The sequence below is a fragment of the Mesorhizobium sp. M0816 genome (assembly GCF_040320005.1).
Taxonomy (GTDB): Bacteria; Pseudomonadota; Alphaproteobacteria; order Rhizobiales; family Rhizobiaceae; genus Mesorhizobium.
In genome coordinates this window covers 59,647-75,363 of record NZ_JAMYOT010000012.1, presented here as the reverse complement: position 1 = coordinate 75,363, position 15,717 = coordinate 59,647, and the positions used below count along the sequence as shown (strand labels likewise).

Genomic DNA, 15,717 nt, shown 5'->3' with positions numbered 1-15,717 from the left:
TGACGCGCGCCCTGGCGAATTCAAGGCATGCAACGCGGCTCAAATTGGTGATACCGGCGATCCGGCGTCCCTGAGCCAGACCAGCATCTCGCCGGGGTCGCGGTTGTCCCCGGCGAAGTATGGCACGGCGGTGACTTTTTGCCTCCTCGACCGCCGGCGGTTCGGTGCGGTAGAGCCCCTCCTCCCAGTTTTCGAAAGCCTTTGGCAGTAGCCGAAAGCGTGACGACGCCGCCCAAATATGTGGAGCGCCAAGGATTAGACGCGTCCGCCATCAACCTCCCAAGACTTTACAGGTGAACCATCCGTTCCGTTGCGTCACGTTTGTCCCGGTGGGCGAACATTCTGTGAGACCTCGTCCAGAGCGCGGGCTTGATCGCTCAGACTAGACTCGCCAACGCGTTGCCGTCCTCAAATAGCGAGAACCGTCCTTATCGCTACGGGCCACTTGCCGGCGCAGGCATCGCAGACGGAAGTCAATACTCATTTCTGGGGATGGAAATCTCGCGTGCAGATCGGCGCAGTTGGTCAAGAGGAGTGATCGTCATGACCGTTATTGCCCATAGCATCGCCAGCGTTGACAGCCATGCGGATGTTCAGCGAGTTGTCGCGATCGCGAGCAAATCGGACGGGGGGATGACTCCTTTGCTTCTGCTGTTGGATCGTACGGGGACATCGATCAATATCCATGAGGTACCGGTTCAGGACTACCCGTTGGTAGTCTCCATCGCCCGTTGGGCCAATTAGCCCCTTCACTCGCAAGCCATTACCAGCGTCAATGTCGAGGTTACCCTGCTCCTGGACGCTGTCGCATCCGAAGCACGGCCGGATTAGCTGAATTGCGGACTCAGCTGATGTTAGCGGGGCCCACGCGTTATGAACGGGGCCCCACTCCTCCTACTGCTTTGTGCATTCCACACTGCCAATTATGCGACTTTCGAAGCACAAATCATGAACATCCGTTGGGCCTGAACTTGCTAACTCAACGTCGGCTTTGCGCCTCATGTCAGACGCTAGAGTCACCTTCTTCGTTGCCTGTAAGCAGACATTCGATCGACTGAGGCGATAGTTGACTTTTCCATACGTCCATTTGGACAACGCTATCGCGCGTGGTCGCCTTAGATCGAATGGTGGCGAAACAGCCACGTGTAACTTGCACCCAGCTAGGCCTTGCGAGCGAAGCCGGAAAGCGCAGGGCAAGCACTTGGCGGTTACGCGAGATCAGCACCAACACCGCGATGGCCGCCAGGTAGGGCAGGGCCCGATAGCTGCTCCGACGGGGCCTGAAGGCCCGCGCCTGTCCCTGCAGGATCGTCAAGCCGCCGAGCAGGACGCGCAGCGGGGCGCCATGTCGCGAACACTGCCAGCGCCAGCGCTATCCAACCTTTGCCGGCGGCCAGTCTGATTCTCGTTAAGCAGTCACTAAAGCAGTCAGCCCGCCTGCGGCCGGACGGCCGCCGCGAGAGCGCTTATGCGGCTGCGAGACCGGCAGCAGGATCCGCCGATGATCACGCTTTACGATTACGAGCCGTCCGGCAATTGCTACAAGTTGCTCACAGCGGTTATTCCCTGCTCGAAGCGGTCTCTTCGACGTTTGCGGGAGATCATCCGCCCTTGCAACGGTCGGTCATGGACCTTCGCATTGCCTGACCGATACTTCCGTTTGATGGTCGCGCAGGCCGCGGCGGCGCAATTTGGTGTGCAGACGCCGTGTGGCCGTCCATGGAGGCACATGCCAATCCACGTGGTCCAGCGGCGGAGGCGGCCGATATGGCCGTGGCAAAGGCGATCAACAGGAGACGAACATGAGCACAAACATGAACGTGGACGACATTTCCGCTCGAGCGGGGCCCGACGAGCTGGTTCCATCGCGCTACGCACTTAAGATCGGCGAGATTGACGTGCTCGTGGTCAGCGATGGGATCCTACCAATTCCAGCCCCGACCATCGCATACAACGTCGACCCGGCCGTCCGGACAGCCTGGCTGGAGGACGAATTCCTCTCGCCGGAGACGCTCGAGTGGCCGCTGAACGTGGCTGTGGTGCGCAGCGGCGACCAAACCATACTCGTCGACGCTGGGCTGGGGGCGGACCCGGAGTTGCACTTGCCGCGGGCTGGGCAGTTGATCCATCGACTGACGGCCGCTGGCATCGATCTGGCATCAGTGACTGACGTGGTGCTGACCCACATGCACATGGACCACATTGGCGGGCTGCTCATCGACGGCGTGAAGGAGCGGCTGAATCCGCACCTGCGGATTCACGTTGCAGCCGCTGAGATCAAGTTCTGGGAATCGCCCGATTTCTCCCGCGTGTCCATGCCGCAAGGGTTTCCAGACGCGCTTCGGCGGGCAGCCAAGCGATTCGTCAATGAGTACCGCAGCCAGCTGCGCCCGTTCGAAGACGAACACGAGGTGGCGCCGGGGGTGGTCGTCCGTCGCACAGGCGGCCACACCCCCGGGCACAGCGTGGTCCGTCTGGCGTCAGGCGGCGACCGGCTGACGTTCGCCGGGGACCTCGTGTTCCAGGTCGGATTCGACCATCCCGACTGGCACAACGGCTTCGAACACGACCCCGAGGAGGCGGCCCGCGTCCGCGTTAGTCTTATGCGGGAACTCGCGGCGAACCGCGAGCCGCTGGTGGCCACTCACCTGCCGTTCCCGTCGGTCTGCCATGTGGCGGTCGACGGCGACGCCTTTCGTTGCGTACCGGCGGTTTGGGACTACTGACCGCTTGCCGGGTGACGACCAACCTAGCCAATCTCCGTCGAGAGCCACCGCGCCATGATCATCTGTTCATGCAATGTGTTGAGCGATCAGGATGTCCGCTCCGCCGTCGAGGCGGGGCGGACGCGCTCGATTAGTCAGGTCTATGGCTGTCTCGGCTGCAGTCCCAAGTGCGGCCGTTGCGTGTGCGCGGCATCCTGCAACGGCTGCGCGCGGTCCTCCCAATCGTGACTCGGCTGCCGCAGGCCGGCTTTCTGGGAGTGACGGCCGCTTGTTGGGTCAAGATCGAACCACGACGAACACACGAGTTTGAACAACTGCTCGAGCGCCAAGGAGTCGCGGGTTGACGAAGGGGGCACGGACGCTGTCGCGCTGCAAAATGCGCGAGGGTTCGATTAATAGAGCGTTACCGCTTCCCCACACTCGCGGATCCCTGCGATTTTTCCATGGACATGATGTATTGTCTCGCTGCTGCTAAAGAGCAGTGGCGAACGGGAAAGTCTGACCGTAGACCGACTACGTTTTCCACGACGCGAGCCGCAGCTTTGCGCTGCGCATCTCGGTCGAAGAGTTCGATTTTGCTATTTGGCCGAAAGTCGCCCTCTCCGCCGACCTCACGCTGCTGATGAATGTGGCCTTCTGATCGCTCCCTGGCCGCATGTCGGTTGGCTAGCAGATGAGACACTGTCTCCTTGCTGACTAGAGTCCCCAATCTACGGATGCATCTATCCTAGACCTTCGCATGACATGACAGATGCTTCCGTTCGATAGTGTGGGCCTGCGCCCCGATGCATTGTCCGAACGACGGGAGCTGATGCGCCAGCGGTTGTCCGCTCGGTCAGGCAATCAACGCCGAAACGCGAACGAGGAAGTCGTCATGAAGATCGTGGTTATTGGTGGCACCGGGCTGATCGGCTCGAAAACAGTCGAGAGGCTGCGTAACAAGGGCCATGAAGTCTTCGCCGCGTCACCGAACGGCGGCGTCAACACCATTACCGGCGAAGGCCTCGCGAAAGTGCTCGCCGGAGCGCAGACCGTCATCGACCTGGCAAATTCGCCCTCCTTCGAGGATAAGGCAGTTCTGGAGTTCTTCGAGACCTCCGGCCGGAACTTGCTCGCAGCAGAAAAGCTGGCGGGCGTGACGCACCACGTCGCACTTTCGATCGTGGGGGCCGAGCGTCTGCCCGATAGCGGCTACATGCGCGCCAAGATTGCCCAGGAAAAGCTCATTCGGAGCTCCGGCATCCCCTACACCATCGTCCACTCGACGCAGTTTTTCGAGTTTCTTGGCGGCATCGCGCAGTCAGGAACGGTCGGCGACATCACCACAGTCCCGAGTGCCTATTTTCAGCCAATCGCGTCTAACGACGTCGCGGACATCATGACCGAGGTTGCGCTCTCGCCGCCGGTCAACGGCGCGATCGAGATCGCGGGTCCGGAGCCGGTCCGCATGAGCGAGCTTGTCGCGCGGTTTTTGAAGGCTACGAACGATCCGCGCAACGTTACCGCGGATCCCCATGCGCGATATTTTGGCACGCTGCTGGACGACCACTCGCTCGTGCCAAGCGACCATCCGCGCATCGGCACAACGCGCTTCGAAGACTGGTTCAGCCACGCCTCGCTCCACGGATGATGTGTGGACCGCGCGCCTCAAGGTCAAGCAGGACGAGACAATCCTGAAGCTCAACCTCCTTCGGGTCCAGCTATGAGACCGGCAGAAATAAATGCAGGAAATGATGAAATGCCTTACCATGTAAGAGAACAAGCTGACGGCAATGGTTCCTCTGGATTCTACGTCTACAACGACGAGAAATACATCGCCGGCCCGCGGTTCGAAGGTTGTCAGGTTACGAACTACATCGAGACACTGACTGATTGCCGCTATATTAGCAAAGGCTGACAGAACCACGGTCATGCGAGGCCGCAGAAGTAACGGCAAACTTGTACTGCGCGAGAAGCGCGATCATCAACCCCATCTGCTCGCGCCGCGTCCCCTCGGCGAGAGCCTGATCGCCGGCCGTCCCATCGGCTGGCGATCCCCCATCACAACTAGGAGCCAAGACAATGATCAGGACTACACTCCTCATCGCTGCTGTCGCAGCCATCTCCGCAACCGGCGCTCTGGCCGACGATTCGCACGGCCCCAGGGCCACGCTGGTCTACGACCAGCCGCTACCCAACGTTCCAGGCAAGAGCATCAAGGGCGTGCTTGTCGAATATGAGCCCGGCGGCAGTTCCCAGGCGCACACTCACGCAAAGTCGGCATTCATCTATGCCACGGTCCTCGAAGGAGCAATCAACACTCAGGTCAATCACGGTCCGATAAAGACTTATCGGGCCGGCGAAAACTTTTCTGAGTTTCCGGGTGATCATCACACCTTCGAGGAGAATGCCAGCAAGACGGAACGCGCGCGCATGCTTGCCGTCTTCGTTGTCGATACGAACGACACCAACCTGACGACATCCGAAAAATGAGCTCGACAGCAGGCGATCTCTCGGAGGATTTTGATGCAAATCGAACAACTCAACTCGATGACGAAGGCTCGCCTGATGGTGCTCGACGCCAATGCAGCGGTGCAAGTCGCTGCTCTTTCGCTTTCGAAGCCCGGTATTGGCCTCGTCGTCGTGTGTGACGACAATGGAGCGGCTGCAGGCGTGCTAAGCAAATCCGACCTCATCCGCCACCTCACCGGCGCAGGATCGCCGACGCCGCCGGCCTCGGCCGCACAATGCATGGATTTCCATAGGGTGCAGTCGGGACGTGGTGGGACTAGGTTACTGAGGTGAGTCCATCAGTCCAGATTCAATTGCTGAGAGCAAGTTGCTGCACGAAGCGCCAACAATCCCCTGAAGGGAGGTCTGCGCCGTGACTGATCATATTGTCTTCGTGGTAGATGATGACGAGCGCGTTCGGGAGGCTCTGAGCGAGTTGCTCGCTTCACACGGACTGCGTGCCCTCGCCTTTGGATCGGCTGGGCACTATGTCAGCGCGGACAAGCCAGACCTTCCAGCCTGCTTAATCCTCGATGTCGAGTTGCCGGATATCAGCGGGCTCCATTTGCAGAAGCAGATCGCGGGAAGGGATCATCCACCGATCGTCTTCATAACAGGGCATGGCGACATCCCGTCATCCGTCCGGGCTATCAAGGATGGCGCGGTAGATTTCCTGACCAAGCCTTTCAGCGATTCTGATCTCATGGCCGCAATTCGCGTGGCGATCGCCCGCGACCGAGAAATCAGATCGGAGCGCGCTGAACTTGGCGTGTTGAAGCAGCGCCATCAGGAACTCACGCCACGCGAGCGTGAGGCGCTGCCGCTTGTGGTGAGTGGCCTGCTCAACAAGCAGGCCGCCGTCGAGCTTGGGATCAGCGAGGTCACTTTGCAAATCCACAGAAGAAACGTCATGCAGAAGATATGGCAGCGTCCCTTGCCGATCTCGTGCGTATCGCCGAGCGACTGGAAATACCGATAACCCACTCGCGCCGGGCGGCAGGGAGTGAGCGTGAGTAAGCATAAACCTATTGTGGCGGTGGTCGACGACGATCCAAGACTTCTCGAGTCAATGGAGGAGCTCCTCGAATCCGCTGGCTATGTGGCCCGTAGCTTCTCGTCGGCGCAACAACTGTTGATCTGCGGGCTAACGGGGCTCGATGTGCTGATCACCGACATCGGAATGCCTGGCATGGATGGCTTTGAACTTCGTGACCTGGTGAACAGGGCACGCCCGGAGCTGCCGGTCTTCCTGATCACAGGTCGTCACGAGATAGTCGATCAGGACCGAGCGAAGGGGATGAGCGGGTTCTTCCGGAAGCCCTTCGATGCCCACGCCCTACTTGCGGCCATCGGCGAGACTTGCGCAACCATGACGCGGAGGACGGACATGAGAGTTGACCAGCCGCTCTTATGGAGATCGGCGCCGTTATCGCAGCAGCGGAAGGGTGAAGCGGACCCGGTGCTCGTCTTTATTGTCGATGACGATACGTCTGTTCGGGAGGCCCTGTCGGAATTGATCCTGTCGGCGGGTTTCCAGCCAGTCTCCTTTGCCTCGACCCGCGAATTGCTTGACTCCGATGTGTTGGACAGTCCAGGTTGCCTCATCGTCGACGTGCGCATGCCAGGAGCGAGCGGTCTCGATCTGCAGCGTCATCTGGCCCAAAACGGCAATCCCAAGCCATTGATATTCCTGACCGAGCATGGCGACATTCCGATGACTGTCCAAGCGATGAAGGCCGGCGCGGTGGATTTTCTCACCAAGCCTGTGCGGGACCAAACCTTTGCACTCATCGTCGTTCGAACATAACAAGAACACGGTCGCGCTGCAATGGCGATCGGACGGAGGACCGATGTGCAATGACTATCGATTGATGGTGGATGTCGCTTCGATCGTGGAGGACTTCGCCGACCTCAAGATCAAGATCCGTTTCGGCGAGGGCGCGCCGAACATCGAGGCGCGCGAAGACATCAAGATCACGGACATGGCGCCGATCATCAGGACGATCGAGGGCGTGCTCGGCGAGGGCGACTTGATGCAACGGCGCTGGAGCTGGCCCGGACCGAACAAGCGACCCGTCTATAATTTCCGTTCGGAGGGCCGGGAGTTCTCGTCGAACCGGTGCCTGATCGTGGCGGACGGCTTCTACGAGTTCACCGATCCGGAAGACCCCAAGAAGAAGCGCAAGGACAAGTGGCTCTTCACAAAGAAGGAGGAGCCGATCTTCTGCATCGCTGGCATCTGGCGTGAAATGCCTGAGGTCGGCGAGGCATTCACCATGCTGACGATGGAGCCAGGACCCGACATCGCGCCCTACCACGACCGGCAGATCGTCATCCTCGATCGCAGCGCGTGGGCGGATTGGCTCGACCCTTCGGTGTCGGCGAAGTCGCTGATAAAGTCCCTTCCACCCGGCACGCTGCAGGTGGAGCAAGTCGGATGAAATGAAGCGATCGGCGACCGATGCCGATCAGGGATGGGGTACGGAACGCACCACCTGCCGGGCCGGCTTGTCCTGCCGCTCACCTTGATACGAGACCTGGCGCAGGAGATTGTCTTCCGTCCAGGTGAGATAGGTGACCTCGACCACCACTTCAGGCCTGACCCAATGTACGCGCGACAGCTCAAGCGGCGAGCCGAACCGGCTCTCACGTGGCGGTGGGGTGTCGAGGGGCATTCGATCTACCTGAAGTGGTTCAAGGCGGCCAGCCAACCGCTTGAGCTCTGCAATCGTGATGCCAGTGCCGGCGCGGCCCGCATACATCAGACGACCATCATCGGTGTAGTAGCCTAGAAGCAGCGAGCCGATGTGCGGCCGGCTTCCAGTCGGATCGGTCCAGCCGACGACGATGAATTCCTCTCTGTTGAGACACTTTGACTTGACCCATAGGCCGCGATTGCCGGATGCATAGGCGCTGTCGATCCGCTTTGAGATAGCGCCCTCGAGTGCAAGCCGACAGGCGTGCTTGCGGAACGCAGGCCCGTCATCGATGACGTGGTCGCTGAAGCGCAGGCTAGGCATATCGGACGAAAACAGGCCTTTCAGTCGCGCCTTGCGGTCGATGAGCGGCAGCTTCGCAATGCTTTCTCCGTTGAGGAACAGAAGGTCGAAAGCAAAGAAGACAAGATCGCCCGTGCGGCCTTCGTCCATGGCGGCCTGCAGGCGGCTGAACGAGGTGACGCCGTCCGCCCGGACAGCGCACAGCTCCCCGTCGACATAGGCGTCTTTCACCGGGAGCGCGCGCAGGGCCGCTATCGTCGCTCGATAGCGATGCGACCAATCGAGGCCGGTGCGGGTGAGCAAGCGGATGTCGCTGCCGTCGATCCGCGCGTGCATGCGGTATCCGTCGTACTTGATTTCGTGAAGCCAATCGGGGCCGTTGGGCGCTTCGTCGACCAGGCGCGTCAGCTGAGGCTCGGTCCATTTCGGCGGATGCGTTTTATTCGGCTTTGTGGGATTCACCGTCTTGCGCGCCAATTGAGATGAAGCGTCGTCATGCGGGCCAGACTACCACATGAAGACGGTATATCCGCTGCAGCTTCTATCGGAAATCCCGCGTCTTCACCTTGATGCGGTCGATGTGCGTATAGGGATCGACGATATCGCGCGCTTTCGGCATGCCACGCGGATCGACGCCCGATCCGCCATGATGGGCCTCGTCACCACGGCCGTGTGGCAACGGAAATGGCGTGCCGCGCTTTCCCACGCTGGCGAGTTCGGCCGAAACATCGGTCAACTCGTGGGCGACGAGATGCACCACCTCCCCTTCCCGCTGGATGCGGCCGCGCACGCCGAGCATGGCCGACGAGAGAAGCACGCGCCGAAACTTCTCGAACACCTTGACCCAGACGACGACGTTGGCAGCTCCGGTCTCATCCTCCATGGTGAGGAACATGACGCCTTTGGCCGAGCCCGGCCTTTGCCGGACCAATACCAGGCCGGCAGCCTCGAGCCAGCTTCTGTCCCGCGCCTGCATGGCCTCCTGACAGGTCACGATGCCGCGCCGGCGTAGATCGGCACGCAGAAACGACACCGGATGGCTGCGCAAGGTCAGCCCGACATGTCCATAATCCTCGACAACCTCGCGACCGGCTGTCATCGGCCTGAGCGTGATGACGGGCTCGTGGATCTCCGTCACCGTTTTCTGTTCGCGGGACGTAGCGGCCGCAAACAGTGGCAAAGGTTCGTCGCGCAGCGCCTTGATCGCCCAGAGTGCGTCGCGGCGGGCAAGGTTAAGATCCGGCAGGAAGGCATCGGCCCCGGCGAGCTGGACCAGCGACGCTGCCGGTACGCCGGCACGGCGCCACAGATCGTCGACTGAGGAGAAGGGCTCGTCGGCCCGCGCTGCGACGATTGCGGCCGCGTCAAAATTGGCGAGACCCTTCACCATGCGCAGGCCGAGCCGGACAGCGAAGCGATCTTCGACATCGGTCGGCTCAAGCGTGCAATCCCAGCGGCTGGCATTGACGCAGACCGGGCGCACCTCGACGCCATGATCGCGAGCGTCGCGCACGATCTGGGCCGGCAGATAAAAACCCATCGGCTGTGAGTTCAAGAGCGCCGCGCAGAAGACATCGGGATGCCAGCATTTCATCCAGGACGAGGCATAGGCGATCAATGCAAAGCTGGCGGCGTGGCTCTCGGGGAAGCCGTAGCTGCCGAACCCTTCCAATTGCGAAAAGGTCTTTTCGGCAAACTCGGAGGTATAGCCGTTGGCGATCATGCCGTTGATGAGCTTTTCACGGAACTTCGAGACGCCGCCGGTGTGCTTGAAGGTAGCCATGGCGCGCCGCAGCTGGTCGGCCTCGCCGGCGGAAAAGCCGGCGCAGACCATGGAGACCTGCATCGCCTGCTCCTGAAACAGCGGCACGCCGAGCGTCTTGCCGAGCACGCGCTCGAGCTCCGGCGTCGGAAACGTCACCTCTTCCGTCCCGTCGCGGCGGCGAAGATAGGGATGGACCATGTCGCCCTGGATCGGACCAGGTCGAACGATCGCAACCTCGATGACAAGGTCGTAGAAAGTCCGAGGCTTCATGCGCGGCAGCATCGACATCTGCGCGCGGGATTCGATCTGAAACACGCCAAGCGTGTCGGCCTTGCGGATCATCGCATAGGTGCGCGGATCCTCGGCCGGGATCATCGCCAGGTCGAGGGCGATGCCCTTGTGCTCGGACAGGAGATCGAATGACTTCTTCATGCAGGTCAGCATTCCGAGCGCCAGCACGTCGACCTTCATGAATTTCAGCGCGTCGATGTCGTCCTTGTCCCACTCCACGACCTGGCGGTGCTTCATCGCCGCCGGCTCAATTGGCACGAGATCGTCGAGCCGGTCATGCGTCAGGACAAAGCCGCCCGGATGCTGCGAGAGGTGACGCGGCGTGCCGGCAAGTTGCGCCGCGAGTTCGAGGGTCAGACGCAGCCGCCGGTCGCCGAGATTGAGATTGAGCTCCCTCGCGCGCTGCTCATCGACCGCCTCACCATGGCCCCAGACCTGCGAGGACAGGAGTTTCGTCATGTCCTCGGGCAGGCCGAGTGCCTTGCCCACATCGCGGACCGCGCCCTTGGTGCGATAACGGATAACGGTGGAGCAAAGTGCGGCATGGTCGCGGCCATAGGTTTCGTAGACCCACTGCATGACGATCTCGCGCCGTTCATGCTCGAAATCGACATCAATGTCGGGCGGCTCGCGCCGTTCCTGCGAAACGAACCTCTCAAACAGGAGGTTGTTGCGTTCGGGATCGATGGAGGTGATGCCGAGCACATAGCAGACCGCTGAATTGGCGGCCGAGCCGCGGCCCTGGCAAAGGATGTCCTGGCTGCGGGCGAAGCGGACGATCGAGTTGACGGTCAGGAAGTACGGCGCATATTTGAGCGTCTCGATCAGCCGCAGCTCGTGCTTCAGCATCTTGATCACCTTGTCGGGCAAGCCCTCGGGGTAACGGCGGGCCGCACCTTCCCAGGTCAGTTTTTCCAGCGCCTGCTGGGCCGTGAGGCCCGGCATCGTTTTTTCCTCGGGGTATTGATAGGCGAGCTCGTCGAGCGAGAACCGGCAACGGCCGGCGATTTCGACGGTGCGCGCCAGGGCCTCAGGATAACGGCTGAACAGCCGCGCCATTTCATCGCCCGGTTTGAGATAGCGGTCGGCATGACGTTCACGCCGGAAGCCGGCGTCGTCGATGGTGACGTTGTGGCGGATGCAGGTAACGACATCCTGCATCATGCGGCGGGCCGGCTCGTGGAAGAGCACGTCATTGGTGACGACGCTCGGCACGCCCATCGCTGTCGCCAGGTTAGCCAGCTCGTAAAGCCGGAGCTGGTCGTTCGGACGCCTGCGCAAGGTGAGCGCCAGATAGGCGCGATCGCCGAAGATCTCGCGCAGCCGCCGCAAACGAACGGCACAAAGATCATCGGCTTCATCCGGCACCAGGACCGCGATCAGTCCTTCGCCATAGGCGACGACATCATCCCATTCGAGATGGCATTTTGCTTTGCCGGCCCTTCCCTTGCCGAGCGATAGCAGCCGGCAGAGGCGCGAATAGGCCGGTCGGTCGGTCGGATAGACCAGGATCGACATGCCGTCGGCGAGATCGAGACGGCAGCCGACGATCAGCCGGACGCCTGTCGTCTTTGCCGCTTCATGCGCGCGCACGATGCCGGCGAGCGAATTGCGATCGACGACAGCGAGCGCTTCGATGCCGAGCAGTGCCGCCTGCGCAAACAGCTCCTCGCAGGATGATGCTCCACGCAGGAACGAGAAATGCGAGGTCACCTGCAACTCGGCATATCGGGTGGCGCCTGTCATCCGAAGATCCCGTGCATGAACCATTTATGCGATCCGGTCGCGGCGTCTTCGCCATCGCCGGCGCGGTAGACCCAATAGCGCTCGCCATTCTCGTCCTCGACCTGGAAATAGTCCCTCACCGCCGCGAGCTCGGCGTCGCGTTTCCACCATTCCCCGAAGACCCGTTCCGGGCCGTCCGCACGCTTCACGCGCCGGCGAACGCCGCGCCAGGTGAAGGTCACGGGCGGATGGTCGGGAAGAAGTGCTACCGTCTCGATCGGCTCGGGCCGCGGCAACAGCCGAGTTGGGCGCGGCCAATGGGCGGGCCAGCCCTCGCCGGTATCAGGCGCCATTGGGGCAATGCGTTGAACCGAGCGTTCGGGAACGTCGCTCTGCACCCGGGCGAAGCGATAGAGCCGGTCCTCGCCGACACGGTTGGCGAGGATGTCGATCACATCCGAAACGTCGGGTTCGGGCGCCTCGGCGAGCGAGGAGATCGTCTGCTTCGCCCGCAGCGGCTCGGCAACGGTCGCGGCAAGCCGCATCAGCTCGATGCCGAACCCTGGATCGACAGTTTCTATTTTATCTGTGAGAAGCCGGGTCAAGCGCTTGGTATCGCGCACCGGCGATGCAGTGCCGACACGGATCGCCTCGATGCGGTTATCGACGCGGAAGAACAGAAGATCGAGGCGGCGCGCCCCAAGCCCTCGCCTCTCGAGTTCAGCACAGAGTTCGGCCGCCAACTTGCCAGTATAGCGGGCGATCGTCTCTGCCGCGCCGATCGGTTCGGCAAAATTGCGGCGGACCTCGACAATTTCCTGCGGCCGGATCGGCTCGATCGGTTCGCTCACTCGTCCAAAGGCCTGGTCGAGACGGCGGCCAGGCTCCGGACCAAAACGCAAGGCGAGCGACGCGCGCGGCGTGCCGCCAAGATCAGCGATTGTCTCGAAGCCGAGCCGTCGCAGGCCATCGATCGTCACGGCGGGTAAGCGAAGCGCCGCGATCGGCAGTGGCAGGATCGCTTGTGCAATGGCATCGGGTGGAACTACAAGCCTCCGCCGCGTGCCGAAGCGCGCCTGCGCGTGGGCTGCACCCCAGGTATCAGCGACCGCGGCACGCGCGGATAGACCGGAGCCGCCAAGTCGCTCCACCATATCGGTGAGCATTGCCGCCTCGCCGCCGTGCAGATGGTCGGCGCCGGTCGTATCGATCACAATGCCGTCCGGCGCATCGGCAGCGACGATCGGCGCGTAGCGGCGCAGAGCCCACAGCGCCAACCGCTCGAGCGCCATGGCGTCGGCATCGGGCTCGGCATCATGGACGATCAGGCCCGGGACCAGCGCCTGCGCCTTGCTCGCCGGAATGCCGATGCGCAGGCCTGCTGCGTGTGCTGCAGCATCAGCGGCAAGCACGACACGGCGGCGCCCGTTTCGGCCGATGAGGACGAGCGGCGTCTCAGGCGGAGGCGCGGCGTCGCCCGATTTCCTTCTGAAGCGGTCTGTCGGCCACATCGGAAGGAAGAGCGATACGACCCTTGGCATCGCATGCCTCCACTATGAAATCTGCGCTCTCTCCTGCACGACATCGGATCAGTTCGAGTTGCCAACGCGCTCGCCCGACCCCCTGAACAGGCAATGGCGTCGACGGCAGGACCGACACCCGCCAGCGTGTCTCGGCGGCGGTCGGCTGACCAAAATCGGTTGCTTCAGTCTGTCGCCGCCAGCGGCGAATGGCGATGCCGATGGCGCCGGAGCTTTCGGCGGCAAGCTGCAGGCGCCGTGAGGCCGTCATCGACAGCCGGGCTATCTCGGCAACGACAGCGCCAAAACCGCCACGAAGACCCTCTTCGAAGCAGGCGAGAACGGATTTCTCGTCGCCGGCTTCGACATAGATCACCCTTCCCGGAGGCAGGCCGGCCTGTTCGATCGCCGGCGCGAACAGATCGGGCCGGGTAACGCACCACAGCACCTTGCCGACAGTGCGTGCGGCAATACCGGCAGCGAAGAGTGCCGCGGCCGCGCCATCGACAGCGCCATTCCCTCCGCCTGCGACCTCGTGCAGACCGCCAAAAGCCAGTCCCCCTCCCGGCAAAACCCTGTCGATTGCGGTCACTCCAAACGGCAAAACGGTGCGAGCGCGCGCGTTTCCGCCTTCGAGACGCGCAATGCGTTCTCGAAGCTCGGAAATGGCAGCAGGGGGCGCCGATACACTCATCTGACCCTTGAAACGCGGAAAGCCTGTGATGTGTTCTACATTTGTTCTCGTCGTGGCTGAGAGTCAACCGGGATGATGTCGTGCCCCTGCGGAAGGAGGCATTCGATGCTCGGGCCACATCTTCAATGCAAAATGCGAGTTCCATTTTTGGAAAAGGCCATGCAGATCCACATGCAGCGCATCGTCGGGTCGTTCGTCGGCTCCGCCTACGGCGCCGGGCAATTCTACAGCCGCGCGGTCACCGAGGCCCGTGATCTGACCACGAAACTCTCCAACGACACCAGAGACGAGGACCTGGACGGCCCGGTAGGCTTCGATAATCGCGCCCAACGCAGGCGCGAGTTCGCAGCCGACATGGGCCTGCAGGCCCACGTGCTTCGCATGGCAGCCGAAGGTGCCGTCTCGGCTTACGAGGACATCACAGGCGAAACCTGGAAGCCCTACGCTCGCCCGGTCGAGCAGCCTGCAAACTCGGTCGACCAAAGGCCGCAACGGTCCAAATGGCAGCCTTCGAATAGGACGATCGCGGGGCTTTGCCCCGCCTTCCTTCAGCGTCCGCAACGCCATTGCGACCTGGGTCTGAAAAAGAAAAAAGGGCCGACGGCAAACCGCGGCCCATAACGTGTGAAGGTGATGGACCTCTAGAGGGGAACAGCTGCTGCGGCGGAACTGGGAGGAAGCCGCCATGTGCATCAACTGAAGTCTGTATGCACGAATCACGCTGCACTTAATTTTTGTGCAGGGCAGCTATGCGTTCGCGGCTCGTTTGACCGCAATCGTCGCGCTGGCGGTTTTCGCTTTGATAGGCCGTTCAAGCCAACCCTACCCGGTGATCAACGGCAACTTATGTAGCCACCGATCCGTGGCGACTTGATCCAGCACGAAGGCCGCAACGTTTTCGCGCGAAATGGAGCCTCCGCGGAACTGGTTCAAGTTCGTGAGCGTCTGGATCGTGGTGCGTGCAGGCTTGTTGTTGAGAACTGAAGGACGGACAATAGTCCAATCCAGATCGCTGCCCTTGATGATTGCCTCCTGACGATTCTTGTCGGCGTAAACCTTGCGCAGGAGCAGAGGGAAGATCAGCTTGTCGAAGAGGAAACCGTCGTGCCCTGCGCTGTCGCCCGCGCCCATACCGGTGATGGCGACGAGACGCGAGACGTGTTCCGCTTTCATGGCGCTGACAAGCGCTCGGGTCGCGGTCGAAAGAAGGGTGACTTCGCGAAATGGGCTTGCGGGTGTGCCGAGCGCGCTAATCACGGCATCGCGACCCTTGACGGCCTGGCGCAACACCTTCTCGTCACGGGCGTCTCCAACGACGATCTTCACTCCCTTCATGTTTGCGGCCTTTTCCGGCGAGCGCACCAGGAGGGTGACATCGTAGCCACGGCTTACGGCCTGGCTGACGATATGGCGGCCGGTCGGCCCGGTGGCACCGAGCACCAGGATATTCGGTACGGCGGCGAAACGTGTTTCAGGGACGGGTGTGGTCATGATTTTGGTCCTCTTG

13 protein-coding genes and 4 pseudogenes are annotated in these 15,717 nt (G+C 61.7%); 11 read left to right on the top strand and 6 right to left on the bottom strand.

The genetic code is table 11. From position 1 onward, the window contains the following. Window positions 1-39: 39 nt before the first annotated feature. A complete protein-coding gene (locus NKI17_RS19925) occupies window positions 40-126 on the bottom strand; it encodes a hypothetical protein (protein WP_352906738.1) in 87 nt (28 codons plus the stop codon). 417 nt (window positions 127-543) lie between these two features. Here NKI17_RS19925 and NKI17_RS19920 point away from each other — a divergent pair, with 417 nt between their 5' ends. The 10 genes and pseudogenes from NKI17_RS19920 to NKI17_RS19875 all read left to right on the top strand — a co-directional run bounded on the left by NKI17_RS19920 (window position 544) and on the right by NKI17_RS19875 (window position 7,657). Continuing rightward, entirely contained in the window at window positions 544-744 is a 201-nt protein-coding gene (locus NKI17_RS19920; protein WP_352906657.1) for a hypothetical protein, read from the top strand. A gap of 1,058 nt (window positions 745-1,802) precedes the next feature. Further along, on the top strand, window positions 1,803-2,726 hold the full coding sequence (locus NKI17_RS19915) for an MBL fold metallo-hydrolase (RefSeq protein WP_352906656.1): 924 nt from the start codon (window positions 1,803-1,805) through the stop codon (window positions 2,724-2,726). 54 nt (window positions 2,727-2,780) lie between these two features. After that, window positions 2,781-2,954 carry a (2Fe-2S)-binding protein gene (locus NKI17_RS19910; RefSeq protein ID WP_502894555.1) on the top strand — a complete coding sequence of 58 codons (174 nt, stop codon included), beginning with the start codon at window positions 2,781-2,783 and terminating at the stop codon, window positions 2,952-2,954. Between the two features lie 646 nt (window positions 2,955-3,600). Next, entirely contained in the window at window positions 3,601-4,356 is a 756-nt protein-coding gene (locus tag NKI17_RS19905; protein ID WP_352906737.1) for an SDR family oxidoreductase, read from the top strand. A gap of 431 nt (window positions 4,357-4,787) precedes the next feature. Next, window positions 4,788-5,198, top strand: coding sequence for a cupin domain-containing protein (locus NKI17_RS19900; RefSeq protein ID WP_352718760.1), 411 nt, complete (start codon window positions 4,788-4,790; stop codon window positions 5,196-5,198). 33 nt (window positions 5,199-5,231) lie between these two features. Then, the gene (locus tag NKI17_RS19895; RefSeq protein ID WP_352906654.1) at window positions 5,232-5,510 is read left to right on the top strand and encodes a CBS domain-containing protein; all 279 of its coding nucleotides are present in this window, start codon (window positions 5,232-5,234) and stop codon (window positions 5,508-5,510) included. Window positions 5,511-5,589: 79 nt separating this feature from the next. Further along, window positions 5,590-6,233, top strand: a pseudogene (locus tag NKI17_RS19890) (response regulator transcription factor). A 52-nt stretch (window positions 6,234-6,285) separates the two neighbouring features. Next, window positions 6,286-6,573, top strand: a pseudogene (locus NKI17_RS19885) (response regulator); the annotation flags it as partial. 30 nt (window positions 6,574-6,603) lie between these two features. Further along, window positions 6,604-6,996 (top strand): annotated as a pseudogene (locus tag NKI17_RS19880) (response regulator transcription factor); the annotation flags it as partial. A 70-nt stretch (window positions 6,997-7,066) separates the two neighbouring features. Beyond that, on the top strand, window positions 7,067-7,657 hold the full coding sequence (locus NKI17_RS19875) for an SOS response-associated peptidase (RefSeq protein ID WP_352906652.1): 591 nt from the start codon (window positions 7,067-7,069) through the stop codon (window positions 7,655-7,657). A 27-nt stretch (window positions 7,658-7,684) separates the two neighbouring features. Here the strand turns inward: NKI17_RS19875 and ligD are convergent, their stop codons facing one another. From ligD to NKI17_RS19855, 4 genes are all read right to left on the bottom strand, one after another. Then, on the bottom strand, window positions 7,685-8,677 hold the full coding sequence (ligD, locus tag NKI17_RS19870) for a non-homologous end-joining DNA ligase (protein WP_352906650.1): 993 nt from the start codon (window positions 8,675-8,677) through the stop codon (window positions 7,685-7,687). A 79-nt stretch (window positions 8,678-8,756) separates the two neighbouring features. Further along, the gene (locus tag NKI17_RS19865; protein WP_352906648.1) at window positions 8,757-12,017 is read right to left on the bottom strand and encodes an error-prone DNA polymerase; all 3,261 of its coding nucleotides are present in this window, start codon (window positions 12,015-12,017) and stop codon (window positions 8,757-8,759) included. Then, window positions 12,014-13,537, bottom strand: a complete 1,524-nt coding sequence (locus NKI17_RS19860; protein WP_352906646.1) for a Y-family DNA polymerase — start codon at window positions 13,535-13,537, stop codon at window positions 12,014-12,016. The genes NKI17_RS19865 and NKI17_RS19860 overlap by 4 nt, the downstream gene beginning before the upstream one ends. Further along, on the bottom strand, window positions 13,452-14,210 hold the full coding sequence (locus NKI17_RS19855) for an ImuA family protein (protein WP_352906644.1): 759 nt from the start codon (window positions 14,208-14,210) through the stop codon (window positions 13,452-13,454). The genes NKI17_RS19860 and NKI17_RS19855 overlap by 86 nt, the downstream gene beginning before the upstream one ends. Before the next feature lie 150 nt (window positions 14,211-14,360). On the opposite strand from NKI17_RS19855, the pseudogene NKI17_RS19850 reads away from it, so the two are divergent. After that, window positions 14,361-14,728 (top strand): annotated as a pseudogene (locus NKI17_RS19850) (hypothetical protein); the annotation flags it as partial. 304 nt (window positions 14,729-15,032) lie between these two features. On the opposite strand, the gene NKI17_RS19845 reads toward NKI17_RS19850, so the two are convergent. Then, the gene (locus NKI17_RS19845) at window positions 15,033-15,701 is read right to left on the bottom strand and encodes an NAD(P)-dependent oxidoreductase (RefSeq protein WP_352906643.1); all 669 of its coding nucleotides are present in this window, start codon (window positions 15,699-15,701) and stop codon (window positions 15,033-15,035) included. Window positions 15,702-15,717: the final 16 nt, after the last annotated feature.